This is a genomic window from Consotaella aegiceratis, from assembly GCF_036541425.1.
Taxonomy (GTDB): domain Bacteria; phylum Pseudomonadota; class Alphaproteobacteria; order Rhizobiales; family Rhizobiaceae; genus Consotaella; species Consotaella aegiceratis.
Map to the genome: position 1 here is coordinate 211,738 of NZ_JAZHFT010000002.1, position 23,659 is coordinate 235,396.

General features: G+C 65.9%; 23 protein-coding genes. 15 read left to right on the forward strand and 8 right to left on the reverse strand.

Annotated elements, in window-relative coordinates; translation table 11 throughout:
• Positions 1-11: 11 nt before the first annotated feature.
• The 3 genes from SMD10_RS02540 to SMD10_RS02550 all read right to left on the reverse strand — a co-directional run bounded on the left by SMD10_RS02540 (position 12) and on the right by SMD10_RS02550 (position 3,492).
• Entirely contained in the window at positions 12-2,036 is a 2,025-nt protein-coding gene (locus tag SMD10_RS02540) for an alpha-1,4-glucan--maltose-1-phosphate maltosyltransferase (protein ID WP_331684070.1), read from the reverse strand.
• A gap of 177 nt (positions 2,037-2,213) precedes the next feature.
• Entirely contained in the window at positions 2,214-3,062 is an 849-nt protein-coding gene (locus tag SMD10_RS02545) for a fumarylacetoacetate hydrolase family protein (RefSeq protein WP_331684071.1), read from the reverse strand.
• Positions 3,063-3,213: 151 nt separating this feature from the next.
• A complete protein-coding gene (locus SMD10_RS02550) occupies positions 3,214-3,492 on the reverse strand; it encodes a hypothetical protein (RefSeq protein WP_331684072.1) in 279 nt (92 codons plus the stop codon).
• A 441-nt stretch (positions 3,493-3,933) separates the two neighbouring features.
• Between SMD10_RS02550 and SMD10_RS02555 the strand changes: the two genes are divergently transcribed.
• Positions 3,934-4,239: an urease subunit beta gene (locus SMD10_RS02555; RefSeq protein WP_331684073.1), complete on the forward strand. Its 306-nt coding sequence runs from the start codon at positions 3,934-3,936 to the stop codon at positions 4,237-4,239.
• A gap of 49 nt (positions 4,240-4,288) precedes the next feature.
• Here the strand turns inward: SMD10_RS02555 and SMD10_RS02560 are convergent, their stop codons facing one another.
• Positions 4,289-4,672, reverse strand: a complete 384-nt coding sequence (locus SMD10_RS02560; RefSeq protein WP_331684074.1) for a hypothetical protein — start codon at positions 4,670-4,672, stop codon at positions 4,289-4,291.
• A gap of 199 nt (positions 4,673-4,871) precedes the next feature.
• Here SMD10_RS02560 and ureC point away from each other — a divergent pair, with 199 nt between their 5' ends.
• The 6 genes from ureC to SMD10_RS02590 all read left to right on the forward strand — a co-directional run bounded on the left by ureC (position 4,872) and on the right by SMD10_RS02590 (position 9,754).
• On the forward strand, positions 4,872-6,584 hold the full coding sequence (gene ureC / locus SMD10_RS02565) for an urease subunit alpha (RefSeq protein ID WP_331684075.1): 1,713 nt from the start codon (positions 4,872-4,874) through the stop codon (positions 6,582-6,584).
• A gap of 93 nt (positions 6,585-6,677) precedes the next feature.
• Positions 6,678-7,124, forward strand: coding sequence for an urease accessory protein UreE (locus SMD10_RS02570; protein WP_331684076.1), 447 nt, complete (start codon positions 6,678-6,680; stop codon positions 7,122-7,124).
• A 70-nt stretch (positions 7,125-7,194) separates the two neighbouring features.
• On the forward strand, positions 7,195-7,476 hold the full coding sequence (locus tag SMD10_RS02575; RefSeq protein WP_331684077.1) for a YrhK family protein: 282 nt from the start codon (positions 7,195-7,197) through the stop codon (positions 7,474-7,476).
• Positions 7,473-8,144 carry an urease accessory protein UreF gene (locus SMD10_RS02580; protein WP_331684078.1) on the forward strand — a complete coding sequence of 224 codons (672 nt, stop codon included), beginning with the start codon at positions 7,473-7,475 and terminating at the stop codon, positions 8,142-8,144. Before SMD10_RS02575 ends, SMD10_RS02580 begins: the two co-directional genes overlap by 4 nt.
• A complete protein-coding gene (gene ureG, locus SMD10_RS02585; RefSeq protein ID WP_331684079.1) occupies positions 8,141-8,770 on the forward strand; it encodes an urease accessory protein UreG in 630 nt (209 codons plus the stop codon). The genes SMD10_RS02580 and ureG overlap by 4 nt, the downstream gene beginning before the upstream one ends.
• Before the next feature lie 72 nt (positions 8,771-8,842).
• Positions 8,843-9,754: a Stf0 family sulfotransferase gene (locus SMD10_RS02590; protein ID WP_331684080.1), complete on the forward strand. Its 912-nt coding sequence runs from the start codon at positions 8,843-8,845 to the stop codon at positions 9,752-9,754.
• Positions 9,755-9,783: 29 nt separating this feature from the next.
• Here SMD10_RS02590 and SMD10_RS02595 read toward each other — a convergent pair whose 3' ends face one another.
• From SMD10_RS02595 to SMD10_RS02610, 4 genes are all read right to left on the reverse strand, one after another.
• Complete coding sequence (locus SMD10_RS02595) at positions 9,784-10,278, reverse strand: ureidoglycolate lyase (RefSeq protein ID WP_331684081.1); 495 nt, start codon at positions 10,276-10,278, stop codon at positions 9,784-9,786.
• Positions 10,278-11,297, reverse strand: coding sequence for an allantoicase (gene alc / locus SMD10_RS02600; RefSeq protein ID WP_331684082.1), 1,020 nt, complete (start codon positions 11,295-11,297; stop codon positions 10,278-10,280). Before alc ends, SMD10_RS02595 begins: the two co-directional genes overlap by 1 nt.
• Positions 11,294-12,721: an allantoinase PuuE gene (puuE, locus tag SMD10_RS02605; protein ID WP_331684083.1), complete on the reverse strand. Its 1,428-nt coding sequence runs from the start codon at positions 12,719-12,721 to the stop codon at positions 11,294-11,296. Before puuE ends, alc begins: the two co-directional genes overlap by 4 nt.
• Positions 12,722-12,785: 64 nt before the next feature.
• Positions 12,786-13,460: an HAD family hydrolase gene (locus SMD10_RS02610; RefSeq protein ID WP_331684084.1), complete on the reverse strand. Its 675-nt coding sequence runs from the start codon at positions 13,458-13,460 to the stop codon at positions 12,786-12,788.
• A gap of 143 nt (positions 13,461-13,603) precedes the next feature.
• Between SMD10_RS02610 and uraH the strand changes: the two genes are divergently transcribed.
• From uraH to SMD10_RS02650, 8 genes are read left to right on the forward strand one after another with little or no spacing between them, the layout of a single operon-like run.
• Positions 13,604-13,981, forward strand: a complete 378-nt coding sequence (uraH, locus tag SMD10_RS02615; protein WP_331684188.1) for a hydroxyisourate hydrolase — start codon at positions 13,604-13,606, stop codon at positions 13,979-13,981.
• Positions 13,982-13,984: 3 nt separating this feature from the next.
• The gene (gene xdhA / locus SMD10_RS02620; RefSeq protein WP_331684085.1) at positions 13,985-15,454 is read left to right on the forward strand and encodes a xanthine dehydrogenase small subunit; all 1,470 of its coding nucleotides are present in this window, start codon (positions 13,985-13,987) and stop codon (positions 15,452-15,454) included.
• Positions 15,454-17,856: a xanthine dehydrogenase molybdopterin binding subunit gene (xdhB, locus tag SMD10_RS02625; RefSeq protein WP_331684086.1), complete on the forward strand. Its 2,403-nt coding sequence runs from the start codon at positions 15,454-15,456 to the stop codon at positions 17,854-17,856. Before xdhA ends, xdhB begins: the two co-directional genes overlap by 1 nt.
• A gap of 26 nt (positions 17,857-17,882) precedes the next feature.
• Entirely contained in the window at positions 17,883-18,731 is an 849-nt protein-coding gene (gene xdhC, locus SMD10_RS02630; protein ID WP_432757167.1) for a xanthine dehydrogenase accessory protein XdhC, read from the forward strand.
• Positions 18,732-18,756: 25 nt separating this feature from the next.
• Positions 18,757-20,310, forward strand: coding sequence for an ABC transporter ATP-binding protein (locus tag SMD10_RS02635; protein ID WP_331684088.1), 1,554 nt, complete (start codon positions 18,757-18,759; stop codon positions 20,308-20,310).
• Entirely contained in the window at positions 20,300-21,433 is a 1,134-nt protein-coding gene (locus SMD10_RS02640; RefSeq protein ID WP_331684089.1) for an ABC transporter permease, read from the forward strand. The genes SMD10_RS02635 and SMD10_RS02640 overlap by 11 nt, the downstream gene beginning before the upstream one ends.
• Positions 21,430-22,356, forward strand: a complete 927-nt coding sequence (locus SMD10_RS02645; protein WP_331684090.1) for an ABC transporter permease — start codon at positions 21,430-21,432, stop codon at positions 22,354-22,356. The genes SMD10_RS02640 and SMD10_RS02645 overlap by 4 nt, the downstream gene beginning before the upstream one ends.
• Before the next feature lie 40 nt (positions 22,357-22,396).
• Positions 22,397-23,497: a BMP family ABC transporter substrate-binding protein gene (locus tag SMD10_RS02650; protein WP_331684091.1), complete on the forward strand. Its 1,101-nt coding sequence runs from the start codon at positions 22,397-22,399 to the stop codon at positions 23,495-23,497.
• Positions 23,498-23,659: the final 162 nt, after the last annotated feature.

Consider the following 23,659-nt stretch of genomic DNA (forward strand, 5'->3'; position numbering starts at 1 on the left):
TGGACCCGGGACTACTGTCTAGAGATACGGAAAACGGCATAGGGGCAGATGGCGGGATCGAGCCACCAGTGCTGCACCTTTCCTTGCCAGACAAAGCGCTGGCCGCTCGCCAGTTCCTCGACGTTCACTGAGCCCGAGTCCGGCAGGCCGAACTCCCAGAGCGGAACCTCGAAGCTGCCGCCCTGCCCGTTATGCGGGTCGAGATTGACGGCGAAGAGCAGGAACGACGAAAGATCCGCCGTCCGCTTGCCGTACCACAGCACGTTGTCGTTCCAGAACGTATAGAAGGCGAGGTTTCGGAACTGACGCATCGCCGGTTCGCTCTGGCGCAGCCGGTTGAAGAAGATGATGTCGTCGCGGATGTTGCCCGGCCGCTTCCAGTCGAAGGCGCGGATCTCGTATTTTTCCGAGTTGAGGTATTCCTCACGCCCCGGAACGGGCTCGTATTCGCACAGCTCGAAGCCGGAATAGACGCCGTAGTTGCCGGCCAGCGAGGCCGCCAGGGCGAGACGCATGCGAAAGCCCGGCCTGCCGCTGGTCTGCAGCGGGATCGGGTTGATGTCCGGCGTGTTGACAAAGAAGTTCGGCCGCATGTAGTCGGCGCATTCCTCCGTCGTCAGCTCCGTCATGTACTCCTCGAACTCCCACTTGGCATTTCGCCAGGTGAAGTAGGAGTAGGACTGGTTGTAGCCGACTTTCGCCAGCCGCTTCATCACCTTGGGCCGGGTGAACGCCTCGGCCAGGAAGATGGCGCCGGGCTCGACCTTGCGCACCTCGTCGATCACCCATTCCCAGAAGGGAAACGGCTTGGTGTGCGGATTGTCGACGCGGAAGATCCTGACGCCGTGCTCGACCCAGTGCAGGAACATGTCGCGCATGGCGATCCACACTGACGGGATGGCATCGCGGTAGAAGTGGAAGTTGACGATGTCCTCGTACTTCTTGGGCGGGTTCTCGGCGTACTTGATCGAGCCGTCCGGCCGCCAGTCGAACCATTCGGGATGCTCCTTGATCCACGGATGGTCGGGCGAGGCGTTCAGCGCGATGTCGAGCGCGATTTCCAGGCCGTGGTCCTTAGCGGCCGCCACGAGGCGATGGAAATCGTCGAAGGTGCCAAGTTCCGGATGGATCGCCAGATGGCCGCCCTCTTCGGCACCGATGGCGTAGGGGCTGCCAACGTCGCCCGGCCCAGCCTTGAGCGAATTGTTCTTGCCCTTGCGGTTGGTGTGCCCGATCGGATGGATCGGTGGGAAGTAGAGGACGTCGAAGCCCATCTCCTGGATGTCGGGCAGCCGTGCGATGACGTCGTCGAAGGTACCGTGTCGATTGGGATCGCCGGACTGCGACCGCGGAAAGAGTTCGTACCAGGCGCTGAAAGCGGCCCTCTCGCGGTCGACCCAGACCGGCACGTCCGCATAGCTGGTCAAATTGGTGCGCACGCCCGTTGCATAAAGCAGCGCAACCGACTCCGGCGCATGCAGCAGGAAATACTGTCCGTCGCCATCGCCAGCCCCGTGCATTTCGCCGAGCTGCCACGCCAGATCGGCCAGCGCCTTCTGCTGCTCGTCAGTGCCGCGGCCTGAGGTCTGGGCCTTAGCGACCAGATCGCGCCCTTCCTGAAGCTCGAGCTCCGTCAGGACTCCCGCATCGCGCTTCTTCTTGGTCTCGTCCCGCCAGGTGGCATAGAGATCGCGCCAACCGATGATCGAATAGCGATGCGGACCCACGTTGCCGAAACTGATGGTACCGGTCCAGCGGTCATTGACGACGAAGGTGAGCGGCACCTCCTCCGTCGGGCCGCCTACCGGCCCATAGGCGATGGCGGCGTCGATCTTGTCATGGCCGTCGCAGAAGACATCCGCCGAAATGACGAGCGGCTCGCCCACGATCCGCTTGACCGCGAAGCGGCCACCGTTCACCTCCGGGGTGACGGCCTCGATCGCAACGCGGCTTTCGGCAAGGGTCCGCAGGTGCGCCAGCGCGGCATCCTCGCTTGCGGTGGCATCGGCTCGGGTGGCTTCCAAGGCTGTCGTCATCCGTAAATCCTGCTTCGCTCCCACGATTGCCCCTCCTCGCCGGCAGATGGATAGGTCCCGATCAGACCTTCTGCCCGCGCCATAAGGCATAGGAGCGGGCGGCGACATGTCCAGCCGACGAGGGCGCTCTATCGTATAAATTGCAGATATATCAGCCGATATATCGGCAGCGGCAGGTCATTCCGGGAAGGCCTTCACCACCTGGCGCTGCTCGCCGAGATGCGTTCCGCCGAGGGTGATGATGTCGCCTGGCTTGAGAAAGCGCGGGGGTGTGCGCCCCATGCCCACGCCCGGAGGCGTGCCGGTGGTGACGACGTCACCCGGCATCAGCCGGATGAACTGCGAAATGTAGGAGATCAGCGTCCTGATGCCGAAGATCATGGTGCCGGTCGAGCCGGTCTGCATGCGCTCGCCATTGACGTCGAGCCACAGATCGACGGCCTGGACATCCTCGAATTCGTCCGGCGTCACCAGCCAGGGCCCGATCGGGCCGAAGCTCGGAAAGCCCTTGCCCTTCATCCACTGGCCGCCGCGATTGCTCTGGTAGTCGCGCTCGGAGACGTCGTTGCACAGGCAGAAACCGGCGATGTGATCCATCGCCTCGTCCTCGGAAACATAGAGTGTCTCCTCGCCGATGACGGCAGCGATCTCGACCTCCCAGTCGAGCGACTGCGATCCCTTTGGCTGGATCACCTCGTCGTGCGGCCCGACGATCGACGAGGGCGCCTTGTTGAAGAGGATCGGTTCCTGGGGAATGGCCGCTCCGGTCTCGCGGGCGTGGTCCGCGTAGTTGAGACCAACGGCCACGAAATTGCCGACCCGGCCGACCGGCGGGCCGATGCGATGCGAGGGGTCGGCCTTGGGCAGGCTCTTGGGATCGAGGCCGCGCAGAAAATCCATTTTGTGGCGCGACAGGACTTCGCCGGCGATGTCGGCGACCTCCCCCGACAGATCCCGCAGGACGTTGTCACCGTCGATCAGTCCGGGTTTTTCGTGCCCCGGTTCGCCGAACCGCACCAGTCGCATCTGCCACCTCTCCGCTTGTTCGTGCCCCGCATCCCGCAGGGTCAAACGGAAAGATAGACAGGCTTGTCGGTCTGTCGCTAGCGTAACCGGCTTTTTATCGAAAAGGACGCCGTGGCGAGAGGATGGTTCGAGGTCGGAGACCGCCCGGATTTCAATGGGCGGGCAGGTCGGAGGGGACCGCCAGCGAAGCGATCTCTTCTTCATTGCCGACACTGTCGTCTGAGGCGCCGGCAATGAGATCCACGGTGGCGATCGGCGAGGCCACGAAGACGAACCGACGATCCGGGGCGGAGTAGAACGCGGGTCCGCGCAGTGCGTTCAGCGTCACGGTGCGCAGGATCCACGGCGCATCGCCGCCAGCCGGCAAGCTGGCCAACCCGCTTGCTGCGGCAATCGTCGCGATGCCGAGAACCAGGTGAGTCAGTCGCATGTCGTCGTCCCCTCATGACGCGGTCGGCAGACCGGCCGGACCCTTCGGCCCGTTTCTTCATTCCATTCCGATCCGTCGCCACCTCTTACCGGATATCCTTTTGCGGACGATCAATTCAGTCGATCAAAAGCGATCGATTCCGCCAACACACAGACGGTGACCCATACTTAAAAAGAAATCCCATAGCTTACGCAGCGACGACCGAGCCCATTTCTTATCAAAGTATGAACCGAGAACCTTCGGTAAGCGGGTCGATCGATCAAATCAGCGTGATGAAGCGGGACGTGGCGATACCGGCCGGCAAATCGCTGGGGACGAGAGATGAGCCGTCTCGTCGAAATCTCCGGCTAACGGTCCGATGGAGCCCGTGCAAGGCTTGCTTTTGTCGCCCTTTCCGGCTTGTTTGGGCGATCTTTGAGCGGCAAACGAGGACGCCATCCGATGATCCCCGGTGAGATTCTGCCGAAGGACGGCGAGATCATCCTGAACGACGGTCAGGCCACGGTCACGCTGGAGGTCTCGAACACCGGCGATCGCCCGGTGCAGGTGGGCTCGCACTATCATTTCGCCGAGACCAATTCGGCGCTCGCCTTCGACCGCGACAGAGCGCGGGGCATGCGCCTCGATATCGCGGCAGGCACCGCCGTGCGCTTCGAGCCGGGCCAGACACGAGAAGTGACGCTGGTGCCCTATCGCGGCGACCGCAAGGTCTACGGCTTCAACGCCAAGGTGACCGGCACGCTCTAGGCGTCAGCCGTCGCTTCGCGCCTCGCCAGGCCGCACGAGGCAAAGCGGATCAGCGGTCGATCCGGGTGTACGGGCCGCTGCCGGCAGCCGTGCTTCCCTGGCGCGCCAGGGCACCGGCATTGGCCGGATTGATCTTGCCGGTGCCTTCGGTTGCGCGCAATTCCATCGGCACGTCCTCGGTCAGCCGGGGAATGACCGGCTTCACCGGCGTGACCGGCTCGCTGCCGCCGACCTTGTCGCGGAAGGATTCGGCATCGAGAAGGCGCTGCCGTTCCACGGGCCTGACCTCGATCCTCGGACGCACGCGCAAAACCTCGATCTCGGGGCCGCCATGCGATCGACCCGGAAAGGCGGTATAGGGCTGCGCCAGGACCGTGCCCGGACCCAGCAAAACCAGTGCCGTCGCCATCGCCCCCCGTTGCCACCGTTTCATTCGCGATCCTCGCCGTTCGACAGCCCGCACTCCCGAGCCCAGACGGACACCCACCGGGTCGGCGCATGATGACAATATAGGTTTCGCGGGCGAGACAATCAGCCCGCGCGTCGCTATGGTCGGCGAAGCAAGCGCGGCCAGAGAGCGCGGCGCTTGGTGGGTTGTTCGAAAGCTTTTGTTGTCAGCGGGGTTATCGCCAGTGCCAGCCACCATCTCGCGTTCGTCCTATGCCGCCATGTTCGGCCCCACGACCGGCGACAGGGTGCGCCTCGCCGACACCGAACTCTTCATCGAGGTGGAGAAGGACTTCACGATCTACGGCGAAGAGGTGAAGTTCGGCGGCGGCAAGGTGATCCGCGACGGCATGGGCCAGAGCCAGGCGACCCAGGCGCAAGGGGCCGTCGACACGGTGATCACCAACGCTCTCGTCCTCGACCACACCGGCATCTACAAGGCCGACATCGGGCTGAAGGACGGACGCATCGCGGCCATCGGCAAGGCCGGCAACCCCGACACTCAGCCGGGCGTTAGCATCATCATCGGTCCGGGAACCGAGGCGATCGCCGGCGAGGGCAAGATCCTCACCGCCGGCGGCTTCGACAGCCATATCCACTTCATCTGCCCCCAGCAGATCGAGGAGGCGCTCTATTCCGGCGTCACCACCATGCTCGGCGGCGGCACCGGGCCGGCGCACGGCACGCTCGCCACCACCTGCACGCCCGGCCCGTGGCATCTCGCCCGGATGATCCAGGCCGCAGACGCCTTCCCGATGAATCTCGGCTTTTCCGGCAAGGGCAACGCCTCGCTGCCCGGCGCGCTGGAAGAGATGATCCACGCCGGCGCCTGCGCGCTGAAGCTGCACGAGGACTGGGGGACGACGCCGGCGGCGATCGACAACTGTCTCTCGGTCGCCGACGATTTCGACGTCCAGGTGATGATCCACACCGATACGCTGAACGAGTCCGGCTTCGTCGAAAACACCGTCGACGCCTTCAAGGGCCGCACCATCCACGCCTTCCACACGGAGGGCGCAGGCGGCGGCCACGCGCCCGACATCATCAAGGTGTGCGGCCTGCCCAACGTCCTGCCGTCGTCGACCAATCCGACGCGGCCCTATACGGTGAACACGCTGGAAGAGCATCTCGACATGTTGATGGTGTGCCACCACCTCGACGCCTCGATTCCCGAGGACATCGCCTTTGCCGAAAGCCGCATTCGCAAGGAGACGATCGCCGCCGAGGACATTCTGCACGATCTCGGCGCGTTTTCGATCATCGCCTCCGACAGCCAGGCGATGGGCCGCGTCGGCGAGGTGATCATCCGCACCTGGCAGACCGCCGACAAGATGAAGCGCCAGCGCGGCCGGCTCGCCGGCGAGACCGGCGACAACGACAATCTGCGCGCCCGCCGCTACGTCGCCAAATACACCATCAACCCGGCGATCGCCCAGGGCATGAGCCATGAGATCGGCTCGATCGAGGTGGGCAAACGCGCCGATCTGGTGCTGTGGGACCCCGCCTTCTTCGGCGTCAAGCCGGCGATGGTGCTGCTCGGCGGCTCGATCGTCGCCGCGCCGATGGGTGATCCCAACGCCTCGATCCCGACGCCGCAGCCGGTGCACTACCGGCCGATGTTCGGCGCCTATGGCAAGGCGGTCGGGGCCTCGGCGGTCACCTTCGTCTCCGGCGCGGCGATCGCCGACGACCTGCGCAAGCGGCTCGGCTGCGAGAAGACGTTCTTGGCGGTGGAAAACACCCGCGGCGGCATCTCCAAGGCCTCGATGCTCCTCAACGACGCCACGCCGACGATCGAGGTCGATCCCGAGACCTACGAGGTGCGCGCCGACGGCGAGTTGCTCACCTGCGCGCCGGCCGACGTGCTGCCGATGGCGCAGCGCTATTTTCTCTTCTAGATCCGACACCACCTATAGAGGCCCATGGGACGACCGTCGCGCTCGGACGCGGCGGCCGACCCGCAGTGTTCGGCATAAGGACGAGGACAGACAATGATCGTTGCGGAGGCGGTGCGAAAGCACGGCGATTGGAGCGAGGCCGCCGATACCATCACGCTCGACGAGACCGCCCGGCATCGCCGCCGCATGCATATGGTCTCCGACGGCGGCATCGCCTTCCTGCTCGACCTTCCCGAGGCGGTGCTTCTGGCCGATGGCGACGGACTGCAGCTCGATGACGGCCGCATCATCGAGGTGAAGGCCAAGCCCGAGCCGCTTTATGCGGTGACCGGCGACAGTCCGCGCCACCTGCTGGCGCTCTCCTGGCATCTCGGCAACCGCCATCAGGCGGCGGAAATCCTGGAGCACCGTCTTTTGATCCGTCGAGAGCCGGTGCTGCGCGAGATGCTGATCGGCCTCGGCGCCACCGTCGAAGAGGTCGAAGCGCCCTTCCACCCGGAAGGCGGCGCCTATGCCAACGGCCATGAGCACAATCACTGAACGGGTGCATCGGCGTGGGCCTGCGGCGCGCGCCGGCTGAAGCCAACGCGAACGGACACACGAGCATGCCATGAAAGTCTTCGAGCCGGACTATCGCGGACGATCGCCTCGAAACCGCCGCATCTACGCCCTCTACGAGGTCGCCTATACGATCGTCGACTTCCTCGCGGCGCTGACGTTCCTGATCGGCTCGATCTTCTTCTTCTACGATTCGCTAATGACGGCCGGCACATGGCTTTTCGTCATCGGCTCAATCCTGTTCGGATTGAAGCCGACGCTGCGCGTGGTGCGCGAACTGCATTACCTCGCGATCGGCGACTACGACGATCTGGCCGAGCGGCAACGGTCGTGAGCCGTCCGCTCGTCCGGCTTCTCACCTGGCTGTCGCCATCCTTCCCGATCGGGGCCTTCGCCTATTCGCATGGACTTGAAGCCGCGGTGCGAGACGGGGGCATCGAAGACGCCGAAGCCGTCTTCCATTGGCTCGAGACGCTGCTTCTCCACGGCAGCGGCTGGAACGACCTCGTGCTGTTCGCGGCCGCGCACAGGGCTGCAACGGCCAGGGAGAACGGAACCCTGGACGAGATTGCCGAGCTCGCTGCCGCGCTCGCGGGAACGGCGGAACGCAGAACCGAGACGCTAGCTCTCGGCGCGGCCTTCGGGCAGGCTGCGCGGCCGTGGCACGATGCGGGCGATGCGGGCGATGCTGAGGATTATGCGACCCGCCCCTATCCCGTCGCGGTCGGCCGGCTTGCGGGCATGACCGATATCGCACTCCACGAAGCGCTGACGGCCTATGCGCATGCCTTCGTCGCCAACCTGGTCGGAGCCGCGATCCGGCTGGTGCCGCTCGGCCAGAGCGATGCCATGGCAGTTCTGGAACGGCTGGAACCGACGATTCTCGCCGCGGCCGACCGAGCGTCGACCTCGGGGCTTGACGATCTCGGTTCGGCTGCGATCCTGTCGGAGATCGCGGCGATGCGCCACGAAACCCTCTCGCCCAGGATCTTTCGCTCATGAGAAACAATGGCCCGCTTCGCGTCGGCATCGGTGGTCCGGTCGGTTCCGGCAAGACGACACTCGTCGAAAAGCTGTGCAAGGCGGCCCGCGAGACATGGTCGATCGCCGTCGTCACCAACGACATCTACACCAAGGAGGACGCCGAAGCCTTGGTGCGGCTGCAGGCGCTGCCGGCCGATCGCATCGTCGGCGTGGAGACCGGCGGCTGTCCGCACACCGCGATTCGCGAAGACGCCTCGATCAATCTCGCCGCCATTCGGGAATTGAACCGAATTCATGGCAATCTTGACCTGATTTTGGTTGAATCGGGTGGCGACAACCTCGCCGCCACTTTCTCGCCGGATCTGGTGGACCTCTCGATCTACGTCATCTCGGTGGCCCAGGGTGACGATATCCCGCGCAAGGGCGGCCCGGCGATCACCCGCTCCGATCTCCTGGTGATCAACAAGACCGATCTCGCGCCCTATGTCGGCGCCGATCTGGAGCGCATGGCGCGCGATGCCGAACACGGCCGCGCCGGCCGCCCGACCGTCTTTACCGACCTGTCGCGGCAGAAAGGCGTCGGCGACATCCTCGCCTTCCTGGTCGCCACGGGCGGCCTGCCGGAAGTCTCTTCGGCGGCTTGAACCGTTCGCTCAAATCTCTTTCTTGCCTAACCTACCAGTCCTGATTTGTCGGCATCGTTCAATGTAAAATGCATGACTGACGACCGTTGGGGCGAGGTCCTCAAAATGGCCTTACTTACCCGGCTCCCTATCGGCCGGCCTTGCCAAACGAGCGTTGTTTTCATGACCACGAGTAGGAAATCTGGAATGCCGCTTTACGAGTTGCAGTTCAGTGAGGAGTTGGACGTCCGCCAGGCGCCGAAGCCGAAGACCACGATCCTAATCGCCTCGACGCCGCGTTCCGGCAGCCATATGCTCGGTCATTCGATGCTGGAGACCGACAGGCTCGGGCGCCCCTTCGAATACTGCAATCCGGTCAATCTCGATGAGTGGAAGAGGCGCCTCGGACTGACTGATACGCACGCGGTGATGCGCGAGCTGATGGCTCGCCGAACCACCCCGAACGGAATTTTTTCGGTCAAGATGCATTTCGAACATCTGGAAGTCCTAGGCGGTCTCGAGCGCGTGCTGGAGCTGTTTCCGGATGTGCGCGTCGTTCGCATTGTGCGCTCCGATGTCGTCCGGCAGGCCGTATCCCTGGCGATCGCGCAACAGACCGGCGTCTGGATCTCAGGACAGGGCAATTCGGGCGCAGAAGCAACCTATTCCTATTGGCAGATCCGCCGCGCGCTCGATCAACTGCTCTCCGACAATTACGAATGGTCAAAAGCACTCCGCGGCGCCGGGATCAGCCCGATGACTGTCGAGTTCGATGAGGTGCGCAGCAACACGACAGGGGTGATCCGCAACATCGCCGAGCATGCCGGTGTCGATGCATCGACATTGACGACCGTTCAATCGCCCCCGACTCGGAAGCAGTCGACCCCCCGCTCCGACGACTGGTGTGGGCGGTTCCTCGAACAGGACGCCAAGCTGAAGAATCTCCAGCGAGGCGTAGAGCGCATCTATTCCAAGTTCGTGCTTCCGCGTCGCGCCAACGCTTGAGCATCAGGCGGCAATTCGGACGCGATTGGTTAGCCCTCCACCCAATAGGGCGCCTTGTAGAACGCCTCTTCCAGGTTCCCGCCGGGACCTTCCCGATCGACCACCAGGAAGTCGGAGACCTCCTCCAGGGCGATCAGCGGGTGGTGCCAGGTGTTCCTGGCGTAGCTGACGCCGAGCCGATCGGTGACGAGGAAGACAATCGGGGCGCCGGGCTGACCGCCCTGGTCGGGCGCCACGACCGCGAGATAGGGCCGGTCGGAGAGCGGCACGAAGGCCTGACTGCCGAGGGGATGGCGCTCCATCATCCGAACCTCGAACGGCAGCCCGAAAGGCTTGCCGCGAAAGATCGAGATCAGCGCCTTGCCGCCGCCCGCCGTCACGTCGACGGGAGCTACGTCGTGAAAGCGCGTCGTCGAACCGTTGTTGATCAGCTTGATCTGACGCGCGTTGTCCGCCTCGACCACATCGCCGAAGGGTGCAAAGGCGGCGCTCGTCAGCTTCTGCGGCCGGATGACCTCCGCCATCAGCCGGCCTTTTTGCCGATGAGACGCAGGCGCGAGACGCCGCCGTCGGGAAAGATGTCGAGCCGCACATGGGTAACCGGGCCGAGCGCGGAGACGTCGTCGACGTCGAAGATCGAATCGGCAGCCAGCTTCGTTTCCGGCACGAGCAGGGGCCAGGCTGCGCTTTCGGCCTCCACCCTCTCGGGCGCCGGATCGGCGTCGAGACGCACCGCCTTGAGCGAAAAGCGGTCGGGATAGTTGCCCTTGAAGTGGGCCGTATCGATGATCGCGCGCTCGATCACCCCGGCATGGCCCAGTTTCAGAACGCACCAGTCGTTGCCCGGCCGCCGGCGGCGCGCCGTCTCCCAGCCGTCGCCCATGTTGACGCCACGCCCCGGCGCCATCAGGTTTGCCGGCGACCCGTAATGGGCGTCGTTCCAGGCGATGGCCGTACCGCCGTTTTCCAGCGCCACGAGATCGAGCGTCTCGTCGCGCGACACGGCCGTCCAGTCCTTGGCGACGAGGCCATAGACGCGCAGCCGCGCCACGCCGCCGTCCGGGAAGATCGCAAGCTTCAGCCAGCGGAACGGCCCGGCCTCGCGGCATTCGACGATGTTATGGCTGTCGCCGGCGAGTGCGAGGCGCGGCACGATGACGCGCCAGTCTTCCTCGCCCGGCTCGGCTTCGGTGTCGGCGGCCAGCAGTTCGGCCTCGGGCGGAAAATTGCCGGTGAAGAACGACGTGTCGATGTCGACGACATGGATCAGCCCGCGCTGGCCGAGCCGGATCACGCACCAGTCGTTGCCGGGCGTGCGCTTGCGGCGCGATTCCCAGCCGTCCATCCACTTGCCGTGATCGTCGTATTTGCCGGGAACGAAGATCGCCGGCTCGGGCTGGATCAGGCGGCTCTTGTCGGCGAAGAAGTCGTCGGTGGCAAAGGTGACCTGCGAGCCGAGGCGCGGCTGGGCGAGGTCGACGAAGCGCCTTAGAAGCCCCTCGGCTTCCGGCGCGGGCTTGGCTGTCAGAAATGTCTCGCTCACGCGGCGTCTCCAAAAATCTGTCCGATGCGCAGCCGCGCGATCCGTTCCACTTCCCGCGCCGCGATGGAAAACTCCGTGTCGCGGTCGTTCTCCACGCGGGTTTCGAAGGCTGCCAGAATTTCGCCCTTGGTCTTGCCCTTCACCGCCATGATGAAGGGAAAGCCGAAAGCCGCAACATAGCGCGCGTTGAGCGCCTGGAAGCGGGCGAGTTCGTCCGGCGTAAGCCGGTCGAGACCGGCCGAGGCCTGCTCGCTTTTCGAGGCTTCGGTCAGGTCGCCGGCGAGCGCCAGCCGGCCGGCGAGGTCGGGATGCGCCTTGAGCACGCCGAGGCGCTCCTCGACGCTCGCCGCGCGGAAGGCCGCATTCATGGCGCCCGACAGCCCGGCGGGGTTGTCATGGGACGCGTGCAGTCCGCGCTCGAAGGCTCGCTCGACCACGAAGGGCGAATGCTCGAACACGCCGCCGAACGTGGCGACGAAGGTCTCGCGGTCCATCGCACTCGGTTTCAGGCCCGGCAAAGGGGTGAAATGCTCGTGCCAGTGGCGGGCGATATCGATGCGCCGCGCCACCCAGACGTCGTCGTGGCTCTGTACGTAGTCGAGGAAGCGGGCGAGCGCCGCGGCACGCGCCGGTCGGCCGACCAGTCGGCAATGCAGCCCGACATTCAGCATCTTCGGGCTGCCCGCCTCGCCCTCGGCGTAGAGCACGTCGAAGGCATCCTTGAGGTAGGTGAAGAACTGATCGCCTGAATTGAACCCCTGGGGCGTCGCGAACCGCATGTCGTTGGTGTCGAGCGTATAGGGGATGATCAGGTGCGGCCCGTTCGGCCCGTCCACCCAATAGGGCAGGTCGTCGGCGTAGGAGTCGGAGGAATAGACGAACCCGCCCTCCTCCATGACGAGCTTCAGCGTGTTGGCCGACGGCTTGCCCTGATAGATGCCGAGCGGCCGGGTGCCGGTGATCTCGGTGTGGATGCGCACGGCGTCGCGAATGTGCCGGCGCTCTTCGTCTTCGGAAAAGTCCTTGTATTCGAGCCAGCGCAGCCCGTGGCTGGCGATCTCCCAATCGGCCTCCTGCATCGCCTCGACGACTTCCGGATTGCGCTCCAGCGCGCGCGTCACGGCGTAGACGGTAACCGGCATCCGGCGCACGGTGAACATCCGCCACAGCCGCCAGAAGCCGGCGCGCGAGCCGTATTCGTAGAGCGACTCCATGTTGAGGTTGCGCTGTCCCGGCCAGCGTTGCGCCCCTACGATCTCCGAGAGCAGCGATTCGGAGGCCGGGTCGCCGTCGAGGATCGAGCTTTCGCCGCCCTCCTCGTAGTTGATCACGAACTGGACGCAGAGCTTGGCGCCGCCCGGCCATTGCGGATCGGGCGGGGTGCGGCCATAGCCGCGCAGATCACGGGGGAAGCGGTCGGTCATCAGCATTCCGGAAAGAAGCGATCATGCCTCGGCGCGATCGCGGATCGAAAGGAGTGGTGGCAGGCTAACGCCGTCCGCCGACCTCGTCGAGATGGTCCAGCATGTCGGCGGGGTCCTCGTAGACACGAAACGCGCCGGCGCGCTCCAGCTCCTCCGTCCCGTAGCCGCCGGACAACAGGCCGACGCCGAGCGCACGGCAGCGCTGGGCGGCGAGCAGATCCCAGATCGAATCGCCGACGACGATGGCATCGAGCGGTTCGACGCCCAGCCGCTCGGCGGCCGCGATGAAGAGATCCGGATCCGGCTTGGCATATTTCACCTCGTCGCGGGTCACCACCGTCGCCCTGTCGGGATCGACGTCGAGACGCTCGAGATTGTACTTTGCCGTCTCCATCCGGCCGCTGGTGGCGATGGCCCATTTCAGGCCGGCCTCGTCCAGCGCTTTCAGCAGCGCCTTGGCGCCGGGCAGTGCCCGCACCTTGTGCGAGTACCGGCCATAGGCCTCGGCGTGCAGATGGCGCAGCCGTTCGCCCTTCTCCTCGGTGATCGCCTCGCCCGTCTCGCGCAGAAGCTGATCGGTGAAAAGGCCGCCGCTCATGCCGATCTTGCGATGGACGCGCCAGACGGACAGCTCGATTCCCTCTTCGTCGAGAGCGTCCTGCCAGGCCATGACATGCTGGTAGACGCTGTCGACCAGGGTACCATCGAGATCGAACAGAAAGGCGGGTTTGCTCCTCATAGGGGCTCCTGCGGGTTGGGCTTCGACGACGATCAGTTGCGCCGGCTTCATTATCGGAGAAAATAGGGCGGAAAAGACAGGCGCCCCGCCCTTTACGCATCGGCTGGTTGCTGTACACAGAGTGGTTGACCATCCGGTCAAAAATCAAGAAGCGGAGGACGGCTCTGAGCGACTCGGCCTATCTGACGACGCATGTTCTCGACGTGAGCCGCGGTGTCCCTGCCGCCGGCATTTCCGTGACGTTGTGGCGTCTCGGTGCGAGTCGGGAGAAGGTGGCAGAAGCCGTCACCAACGCCGACGGTCGCTGCGACGCGCCGCTCGTTGCCGGCGACGCCTTTCGGCCGGGACCCTACGAACTGGTATTCATGGCTGGATCCTATTTCGACGCTGCCGGCATCGATTTGCCGGACCCCAAATTCCTCGACGAGGTGGTGATCCGCTTCGGCGTCGCCGAGGCCACGCACTATCATGTGCCGCTGCTGCTGTCCCCCTTCGGCTATTCGACCTATCGGGGATCCTAGCCGATGACCGAACCCATCCGCTTCCTCCTCAACGGCGAGGAACACCGGATCACAGATCTGGCGCCGACCACCACCATCCTCACCTACCTGCGCCGCGAGGCACGCCTCACCGGCACCAAGGAAGGCTGCGCCGAGGGCGATTGCGGCGCCTGCACGGTGCTGCTGGCCGAACCGGACGGCCAGGGCGGCATCGCCCGCCGCGCCGTCAACGCCTGCATCCAGTTCGTGCCGTCGCTGCATGGCCGCGCCATCGAGACCGTCGAACATCTCGACCATGACGGCCCGCACCCGCTGCAGACGGCGATGGTAGAGCGTCACGCCAGCCAGTGCGGCTTCTGCACGCCGGGCTTCGTCATGCAGCTTTATGGCGGATGGCTCACCGGCGCGCTGACCGACCGCCAGTCGGTCAAGGACGTCATCGCCGGCAACCTCTGCCGGTGCACCGGCTACGGCCCAATCATCGACGCCGGCATGGATCTCGCGGCAACGCCGCTCCCGGACCGCACCGCGGAGGACGTCGCCTTGGCCGAACGGCTCGCCTCGCTTCTCGGCGCCGAGATGTTTCACTACGAGGCGGCCGGCGGCGCCTGGTATGCGCCACGCCATGCCGACGAACTGGCCGATCTCTACGCCGCCCATCCCGACGCCCGCCTGGTCGCGGGCGCCACGGATGTCGGCCTGTGGGTGACCAAGCAGCACCGCGACCTGCCGGTGCTGATCGACGTCTCGCGCGTGGCCGACCTGCGCCATGTGGAGGCGGCGCCCGGCCGCATCTATGTCGGTGCCGCCGTGACCCATCGCGAGGCCGCCACCCATCTGGCGGACATTCATCCGGAGCTGGGCGAACTGATGCGCCGCTTTGCCGGCTATCAGATCCGCAATGTCGGCACCGTCGGCGGCAACATCGCCAACGGCTCGCCGATCGGCGATCTGCCGCCCGCGCTGATCGCGCTGGGAAGCCGGTTGCATCTGCGCAAAGGCGACGAGGCCCGCAGTCTGCCGTTGGAGGATTACTTCCTGTCCTATGGCAAGCAGGACAGGACGCCGGGCGAGTTCGTCGCGGCGGTCGAGGTGCCGACGCTTGCCGACGAGCAGCGCTACTTCGCCCACAAGATTTCCAAGCGCTTCGATTCCGACATCTCGGCGGTGATGGCCGCACTGCGTCTCACCTTCGACGGCGGCATCGTGAGCGAGGCGCGCTTGGCCTTCGGCGGCATGGCGGCGACCCCGAGGCGGGCATCCCATGCCGAAGCCGCACTCGTCGGCTCGCCCTTCGACGCCGCAGCTGCCGAACGCGCCGCAGCGGCGCTGGCGGAGGATTTTTCGCCGCTCACCGACATGCGGGCTTCGGCCGCCTACCGGCTGAAGGTGGCGCAAAACCTGCTGCGGCGCTTTCGGCTCGAACATGAGGGCGGAGCGCCGGCGCGGCTCGCCATGCCGGGCGCTCTGGATGCGAGCGAGGTCATGGCCTGATGGACGAGACCCGGATCCAGGACCGCAGCGGCGCCGGCGAACCGGCGTTCAAGGAGTTGCACGAGCAAGCGCCGGGCCACCAGGCTGCAATCAATGGCGGCGTCCGCACCGCACGCGCTCACGACAGCGCGCTGAAGCACGTCTCGGGCGCCGCTCGCTACACCGACGACGATCCCGAGCTGCCGGGCACGCTGCAGGTCTACATTGCCATGTCGGAGCGTCCTCACGCCCGCCTCGTCGCCATGGGTCTCGACGCCGTGCGCGCGGCACCCGGAGTGGCGGTGGTGCTGAGCGCGGCCGACATTCCAGGCCAGAACGATTATTCGCCGGTGATGGGCGACGATCCGATCTTTGCGACGGAGACGGTCGACTATGTCGGCCAGCCGCTGTTCGCCGTCGCCGCCGAGACGATCGAGGCGGCGCGCGCCGCCACCAGACTGGCGGCGATCGAGTACGAGGCATTGCCGGCGACGATCCGCTTCGACGAAGCGATTGCCGCGGCCGATGCGGCGGGCGAGGACCTTCTGCCGCCCCACACGATGCGGCTGGGCGACGCCGAAGCGGCGCTGTCCTCGGCCCCCCGGCGGCTGGACGGCCGCGTCGAGGTCGGCGGCCAGGATCATTTCTACCTGGAAGGCCAGATCGCTTATGCCGTTCCGCAGGAGGATGGCGACGTCGTCGTCCATTCCTCCACGCAGCACCCCTCCGAGATTCAGCACAACGTCGCCAAGATGCTCGGGCGCCCGGACCATGCGGTGACGGTGGAAGTGCGGCGCATGGGCGGCGGGTTCGGCGGCAAGGAGAGCCAGCCGGCGCTGTTCGCCTCCGTCGCGGCGCTCGCCGCGATCCGAACCGGCCGGCCGGCGAAATGCCGGCTCGATCGCGACGACGACATGGTGATGACCGGCAAGCGCCATGAGGTGCGGATCGACTATGCCGTCGGCTACGACGAGAATGGCCGAATTGAGGCCGCGAGCTTCGATCAGGTCGTGCGCTGCGGCTACTCCTCCGATCTCTCGGCGGCGATCGCCGACCGGGCGATGTTCCATGCCGACAACGCCTATCGGCTGCCGGCCGCGCGGGTGCATTCGCGCCGGCTGAAGACCCACACCGTCTCCAACACCGCCTTCCGGGGGTTCGGCGGGCCGCAGGGCATGGTCGGCATGGAGCGGGCGCTCGACCGCATCGCCTTCGAAACCGGCCTCGACCCGCTCGACGTGAGGAAGCGCAACTTCTACCCCGCTGATGGGACGGGCGTGACGCCCTACCACATGCCGGTCAGCGACTGCGTCATCGAGGAGATCGTCGGGGAGCTGGAAGCCTCGTGCGGCTATCGCGCGCGCAGGCAAGCGGTGCGGGCCTTCAACGCCAAAAGCCCGATCCTGAAGAGGGGGCTGGCGCTGACGCCGGTGAAGTTCGGCATCTCCTTCACCACCTCGCATCTCAATCAGGCGGGCGCGCTGGTCCACGTCTACAAGGACGGGTCGGTTCACCTGAACCACGGCGGCACGGAAATGGGCCAGGGCCTTTTCACCAAGGTCGCCCAAGTGGTCGCCGAGGAATTCCAGATCGACATCGAACAGGTGAAGATCACCGGCACGACGACAGCCAAGGTGCCCAACACCTCGGCCACGGCCGCCTCCTCGGGCTCGGATCTCAACGGCATGGCCGCCCAGGCGGCGGCCCGCACCATCAAGGACCGGCTCGTCGCCTATGCCTCAGAGCATTACAGCGTGCCGGCCAGCCAGGTGGTGTTCGCGCCCAACCGGGTGCGTATCGGCAACATGGAAAAGAGCTTCGCCGATCTCGTCGGCGAGGCCTATCTCGCCCGTGTTTCCCTGTCGTCCACGGGCTTCTACGCCACGCCGGGCATCGCCTACGACCGGGAGACGGCATCGGGCACGCCGTTCTACTATTTTGCCTACGGCGCGGCGTGCTCGGAGGTGATCATCGACACGCTCACCGGCGAATACCGGCTGACGCGCGCCGACATCCTGCACGATGTCGGCAAGTCGCTGAATCCGGCGCTCGACCGCGGCCAGATCGAGGGCGGCTTCATCCAGGGCATGGGCTGGCTCACCATGGAGGAGCTCTGGTGGGACGATAAAGGCCGGCTGATGACGCACGCGCCCTCGACCTACAAGATTCCCACCGCCAACGACCGACCCGATGACCTTCGCATCGAAATCTGGGAGAAGGGTGAGAATCGGTCGCCGACGATCTATCGCTCGAAGGCTGTGGGGGAGCCTCCCTTCATGTTGGCCATCTCTGTCTTCTGCGCGCTCACCGACGCCGTCATTGCCGCCGGCGACGGCAAGGTCTTTCCCGACCTCGATGCGCCGGCGACGCCCGAGCGGGTGCTGGCCGCCGTCGAGCGGGTGCGGGGGACCGCAGTGTCGTGACAAACGTCCTCGCCGCCTTGCGCACGATGCTCGAGACCGCCCGCCCGGCCGTTCTCGTCGAGGTGGTCGAGGCGCTAGGCTCGACACCGCGCGAGGCCGGTGCATCGATGCTGGTGGCGGAGGATTCGACGGCCGGCACCATCGGCGGCGGCGCATTGGAATTTCGGGCAATCGAGGCCGCGCATGCCATGCTCAAGGATGGCCGCACGGCGGTCGAACTCGATCTGGCTTTGGGGCCGGCCCTCGGCCAATGCTGTGGCGGCCGTGTCCAACTCGCGCTGCGACGGGCCGATCAGGCGACCCTGGCGACGTTCCAGGCGCGAACCCGTGACGAACAGGCGCAGCGGCCAACGGTTCTCATCTTCGGAGCCGGCCATACCGGACGCGCTCTCGTGGACGCGCTTGCCCCTTTGCCGTTCCGGACGCGACTGATCGACACACGCCCCGAGATGCTGGGCAACCTGCCCGTCGGCGTTGCGGCCAGCGCCACGGTGCTGCCCGAGGCGGCGGTGACCGACGCCCCGCCCGGAAGCGCGTTCCTGGTAATGACCCACGACCACGCGCTGGACTTTCTCATTGCCGAGGCAGCGCTGAATCGCGGCGACGCCGCCTATGTCGGCCTCATCGGCTCCAAAACGAAGCGTGAGCAATTCCGCCGGATGCTGGCCGGCAAAGGCATGGAGGCGGCGATCGAACGGCTGACCCTGCCGATCGGCGGCAGCGCGGTGCGCGACAAACGGCCGGCGGTGATCGCCGCGTTGACCGCGGCGGAACTGGTTACGTGCCTGCTTTCGCGTCAACAAGAAAATCTGACCGATCGCTTGGCAGCGCAGGGGCCCGAGTGCAATAGTGCCTCGAACGGTCAGACGCGCTGAGCCTCTGAAGGAACGACCGCCACCCATGCATCCGCGTATCGAGCTTTCCGGCATCACCAAACGATTTCCGGGCGTCCTGGCCAATGACGCGGTATCCTTCAAGGTCCGGCCCGGCGAGATCCACGCGCTTCTCGGCGAGAACGGCGCCGGCAAGTCGACCCTCGTCAAGATCATCTACGGCGTGCTGCAGGCCGACGAGGGCGACATCCTCTGGGATGGCCGCGAGGTGACGATCGGCTCGCCGCGCGAGGCGCGTGCCCACGGCATCGGCATGGTCTTCCAGCACTTCTCGCTGTTCGAGGCGATGACGGTGCTCGAAAACATCGCGCTCGGCATGGACAACCCGCCGCCCCGCCGCGAACTGGAAAACGAGATCAGGCGGGTTCTCGAATCCTATGGCCTAGCGCTCGATCCGCATCGCGACGTCCACACCCTGTCGGTGGGCGAGCGGCAGCGCATCGAGATCGTGCGGGCGCTGCTGCAGAAGCCCAAGCTGCTGATCATGGACGAGCCGACCTCGGTGCTGACGCCGCAGGAGGTCGACGAGCTCTTCACCACGTTGCGCCAGCTGGCGTCCGAGGGCTGCTCCATCCTCTACATTTCGCACAAGCTGGAAGAGATCAAAGCCCTGTGCGGCAGCGCCACGATCATGCGCGGCGGCCGGGTGGTCGCGACCTGCGATCCGGCCCAGGAGACGGCGCGCTCGATGGCCGAGATGATGATCGGCGGCAATCTGAAGGATATCGAGGGCCGCAACGGCCGCAGCGGCGGAGAGCTCCGTTTCACGGTCGAGGCCGTGTCGGCGCCGGGCGAGCCGCCCTTCGGCACGAGTCTCAACGAGGTTTCCTTTTCCGTCTCGGCCGGTGAAATCCTGGGGATCGCCGGTGTCGCCGGCAACGGTCAGAACGAGCTTCTGAGCGTGCTCTCGGGCGAACGGCGACGCGGCGTCACCGGACGGATCCTGATCGACGGCAGCGACGTGACCAATCTCGGCGTCACCGATCGGCGGCGCGCGGGTCTCGCCAGCGTCCCGGAAGAGCGCAACGGTCATGCGGCGGTGCCGGGCATGTCGCTGGCCGAAAATGCGATCCTGTCGGCGCGAACGCGCAAGCGCCTCGCCTCCGGCGGCCTGCTGAAAGGCGGAGCCGCCAAGGCCTTCGCCAGCTCTGTGATCTCTGCCTTCTCGGTCAAGGCCACCGGCGCCAAGGGCGCCGCGGGCAGCCTGTCGGGCGGCAACCTGCAGAAGTACATCATGGGCCGCGAGATCATGCAGGAGCCGGCGGTCCTGGTCGTGGCGCAGCCGACCTGGGGTGTCGACGCGGGCGCTGCGAGCTTCATTCGCCAGTCGATGGTGGATCTCGCCGCTTCGGGCTCGGCGATCGTGGTGATCAGCCAGGATCTCGACGAGTTGCTGGCGCTCTCCGATCGGATCGCCGTCATCAACCGGGGGCATCTCTCCGTGGCCACGGACGTGGCCAGCGTGTCGATCGAGGAGTTGGGACTGCTGATGGGCGGGGTCCATGGCAAGGGCGCAGCAAGCCAGGCGGCTGCAGCGGAGGGGATCGCACATGGTGCTTAGGCTCGAAGCGCGGCGGGAGCCCTCGGTTGCCATGGTGCTCGCTTCGCCGGTGATGGCGGTCCTCGCCACGCTGGTCGTCGGCGCGATTCTCTTCACCCTGCTCGGCTATGACGGTCTGGGCGCGGTGACGAAGATCTTCATCGAACCGTTGTTCAACCCCTATCGCTGGCAGGACCTGCTGGTGAAGGCGGCACCACTGGCGATGATCGCGCTCGGCCTGTCGATCGGCTTTCGCGCCAATGTCTGGAACATCGGCGCCGAGGGTCAGTACGTCGTCGGCGGTCTCGCCGGCACCGGCGTCGCTCTCCTCACCTACGACATGGCGGGATACTGGATCCTGCCGGCGATGATCGGCGCTGGCATCCTCGGCGGCATGGCCTATGCGGCGATCCCGGCGGTTCTGAAGACGCGCTTCTCCGTCAACGAGATCCTCACCAGCCTGATGCTGAACTACGTGGCGTTTCAGCTTCTCTACTATCTGATGCGCGGGCCGTGGAAGGACCCGATGGGGTTCAACTTTCCGCAGACGGTGCTGTTCACCGAATGGCAGACGCTGCCCATGGTCGTGCCGGGCACGCTGATCCATCTCGGCGTCCCGATGGCCGGCGCGCTGGCGCTCCTCGTCTGGTTTCTGGTGGCGCGAACGGTGACCGGCTTCCAGATCCGCGTCTTCGGCCAGGCGCCCATGGCGGCGCGCTACGGCGGTTTCCACGAAAGCGGCACGGTGTGGATGTCGATGCTGATCGGCGGCGGACTGGCCGGTCTCGCCGGCGTGCTGGAGGCCTCCGGCCCGTTCGGCCAGATGGTCCCCGCCTTCCCGGCCGGATACGGCTACACCGCCATCATCGTCGCCTTTCTCGGACGGCTCCACCCGATCGGCATCCTGCTCGCCGCCCTGGTGCTGGCGCTCACCTATGTGGGCGGCGAAAGTGCCCAGACCGCAATCCGGCTTCCCTCGGCCGCCGTCGGCGTGTTCCAGGCCATGATGCTGTTCTTCCTGCTCGCCGCCGACGTCCTGGTGCGTTACCGTCTGGTCAATCGCACCGTCGGCCCTGCGGTGCATGCCGCCAAGGCCGGGGCGGTCGTCGAGACCGCCCCCCGCGAACCGGAGACCGTGGCATGACCCTCGCCGTCTTCGTCTCCATCCTGATGACGGTGGTCGCGGCCGCGACGCCGCTCCTGCTGGCCGCCCTCGGCGAACTGGTCGTCGAGAAATCGGGCGTGCTCAATCTCGGCGTAGAAGGGCTGATGCTGATCGGCGCCGTCACCGCCTTCGCGGTCTCCGTTTCCACCGGCTCGCCCGCTCTCGGCGCGCTCGCCTCGATGGTGCCGGCAGCCGCCGCAGCCGGCATCTTCGCCTGTCTGACCCTGGGGCTTGCCGCCAATCAGGTCGCCACGGGGCTGGCGCTGACCATCTTCGGCACCGGCATCTCGGCGCTGGCCGGCGCTCCCTTCGTCGGCATCACCACCGCGCGGCTGGGTCCGATCTTTCCGGATTTTCTGGCCAACGATCCCTATCTGCGGCTGATCTTCGGCCATTCTCCCCTGGTCTACGTCTCGCTCATCCTGACGGTCGCGGTCTGGTGGTTCCTGAAGCACAGCCGCTCGGGCCTGATCCTGCGCGCGGTCGGCGAGTCCGACGAGGCCGCCCACTCGATCGGATATCCGGTCCTGAAGGTGCGGGCGCTCGCCATCCTCTTCGGCGGCGCCATGGCCGGGCTCGGCGGTGCCTATTCCTCTTTGGTCGTCACCCCCATGTGGGCGGAAAAGCTGACCGCCGGCCGTGGCTGGATCGCCATCGCGCTGGTGGTCTTCGCCTCGTGGCGGCCGGGCCGGCTCGCGGCCGGCGCTTATCTCTTCGGTGCCGTCATCACGCTCGAGCTGCAGACCAAGGCGGCGGGCTTTTCGGCGCTCGCGCCGGAGTTCATGTCGAGCCTTCCCTATCTGGCGACGATCGCCGTCCTGGTCGCGATCTCGATGGGGCGCCGCAGCGCCAAGACAACCGCGCCCGCCTGCCTCGGCAAGCCTTTTCGCGCCAGCGCGTAATCCCAGCAGGAACAATGAGGAGCAACAAGGAGTGACGTCGATGTTCAATTCCACCCGCCGCCGGATGATCGCCGGCGCCGCCGCGCTGGCCGCAGCGGCCACGGTCGCGCTGCCGGCCTTTGCCCAGGACGCCCTTTCGACACCGAAGGACAAGGTCAAGGCGGCCTTCGTCTATGTCGGTCCGGTCGGCGACTACGGCTATTCGTTCGCCCACGACCAGGGCCGCAAGTACCTGGAGGAGAAGCTTGGCGACAAGGTGGAGACCACCTTCGTCGAGAACGTGCCGGAAGGCCCGGACACCGAGCGCGTGTTGCGTCAGCTCGCCCAGGACGGCAACGACATCATCTTCGCCACCTCCTTCGGCTTCATGAACCCCACGGTGAAGGTCGCTCAGCAGTTCCCGAACGTCGCGTTCGACCACGCGACCGGGTACAAGAAGAACGACACCAACATGGGCATCTACAATTCGCGCTTCTATCAGGGGCGCGCCGTGCTCGGCACGATCGCGGCGATGATGTCCAAGACCGGCAAGGCCGGCTACGTCGCCTCCTTCCCGATCCCCGAGGTGGTGATGGGCATCGACGCCTTCACGCTCGCCGCCCGCAAGGTCAACCCGGACTTCGAAGTGCAGGTGGTATGGGTCAACTCCTGGTACGATCCGGCCAAGGAGGCGGACGCCACCAAGGCCCTGCTCGACCAGGGGGCGGACGTCATCACCCAGCATACCGACTCGCCGGCGCCGCTGCAGGCCGCCGAGGAGCGTGGCGCCATCGCTTTCGGCCAGGCCTGGGACATGTCGAGCTTCGCGCCCAACGCCCACATGACGGCGATCGTCGACCATTGGGGTCCGTACTATGTCGAAGAGGTCCAGGCGCTGCTCGACGGCACTTGGAAGCCGCGCGACATCTGGGGCGGCATGAAGGAAGACATCCTCGAAATGGCGCCCTTCAACGACAAGATGCCCGACGACGTGAAGGCGGCGGCTCAGAAGATCATCGACGACACTAAGGCGGGCAACTACGAGATCTTCACCGGCCCGATCTACGACCAGAGCGGCGAACTGAAGGTCAAGGAAGGCGAGGTCATCCCGGACGAGCAGCTTCTGCAGCTCGACTGGTACGTTCAGGGCGTGAAGTCCTGAGCCCAAGACCGAGCGCGATCGTCCGCCGGCTCGAATGGCCGCTTCTTGTGACCACTGGACGGGCGGCACCGCCTGACGAAAGATCGAGGGGCGCTTCGGCGCCCCTTGCTTTGCCTGCCGTCTGCGCCGGCATCAAACCCTCTATGGAGACGAACGCCGACC

Bases quoted from the DNA above. Each gene is read 5' to 3' on its own strand.
- SMD10_RS02540 (WP_331684070.1), bottom strand. From the start codon at position 2,036: ATGACGACAGCCTTGGAAGCCACCCGAGCCGATGCCACCGCAAGCGAG.
- SMD10_RS02545 (WP_331684071.1), bottom strand. From the start codon at position 3,062: ATGCGACTGGTGCGGTTCGGCGAACCGGGGCACGAAAAACCCGGACTG.
- SMD10_RS02550 (WP_331684072.1), bottom strand. From the start codon at position 3,492: ATGCGACTGACTCACCTGGTTCTCGGCATCGCGACGATTGCCGCAGCA.
- SMD10_RS02555 (WP_331684073.1), top strand. From the start codon at position 3,934: ATGATCCCCGGTGAGATTCTGCCGAAGGACGGCGAGATCATCCTGAAC.
- SMD10_RS02560 (WP_331684074.1), bottom strand. From the start codon at position 4,672: ATGAAACGGTGGCAACGGGGGGCGATGGCGACGGCACTGGTTTTGCTG.
- SMD10_RS02570 (WP_331684076.1), top strand. From the start codon at position 6,678: ATGATCGTTGCGGAGGCGGTGCGAAAGCACGGCGATTGGAGCGAGGCC.
- SMD10_RS02575 (WP_331684077.1), top strand. From the start codon at position 7,195: ATGAAAGTCTTCGAGCCGGACTATCGCGGACGATCGCCTCGAAACCGC.
- ureG (WP_331684079.1), top strand. From the start codon at position 8,141: ATGAGAAACAATGGCCCGCTTCGCGTCGGCATCGGTGGTCCGGTCGGT.
- SMD10_RS02590 (WP_331684080.1), top strand. From the start codon at position 8,843: ATGACTGACGACCGTTGGGGCGAGGTCCTCAAAATGGCCTTACTTACC.
- SMD10_RS02595 (WP_331684081.1), bottom strand. From the start codon at position 10,278: ATGGCGGAGGTCATCCGGCCGCAGAAGCTGACGAGCGCCGCCTTTGCA.
- puuE (WP_331684083.1), bottom strand. From the start codon at position 12,721: ATGACCGACCGCTTCCCCCGTGATCTGCGCGGCTATGGCCGCACCCCG.
- SMD10_RS02610 (WP_331684084.1), bottom strand. From the start codon at position 13,460: ATGAGGAGCAAACCCGCCTTTCTGTTCGATCTCGATGGTACCCTGGTC.
- xdhA (WP_331684085.1), top strand. From the start codon at position 13,985: ATGACCGAACCCATCCGCTTCCTCCTCAACGGCGAGGAACACCGGATC.
- xdhB (WP_331684086.1), top strand. From the start codon at position 15,454: ATGGACGAGACCCGGATCCAGGACCGCAGCGGCGCCGGCGAACCGGCG.
- xdhC (WP_432757167.1), top strand. From the start codon at position 17,883: ATGCTCGAGACCGCCCGCCCGGCCGTTCTCGTCGAGGTGGTCGAGGCG.
- SMD10_RS02635 (WP_331684088.1), top strand. From the start codon at position 18,757: ATGCATCCGCGTATCGAGCTTTCCGGCATCACCAAACGATTTCCGGGC.
- SMD10_RS02640 (WP_331684089.1), top strand. From the start codon at position 20,300: ATGGTGCTTAGGCTCGAAGCGCGGCGGGAGCCCTCGGTTGCCATGGTG.
- SMD10_RS02645 (WP_331684090.1), top strand. From the start codon at position 21,430: ATGACCCTCGCCGTCTTCGTCTCCATCCTGATGACGGTGGTCGCGGCC.
- SMD10_RS02650 (WP_331684091.1), top strand. From the start codon at position 22,397: ATGTTCAATTCCACCCGCCGCCGGATGATCGCCGGCGCCGCCGCGCTG.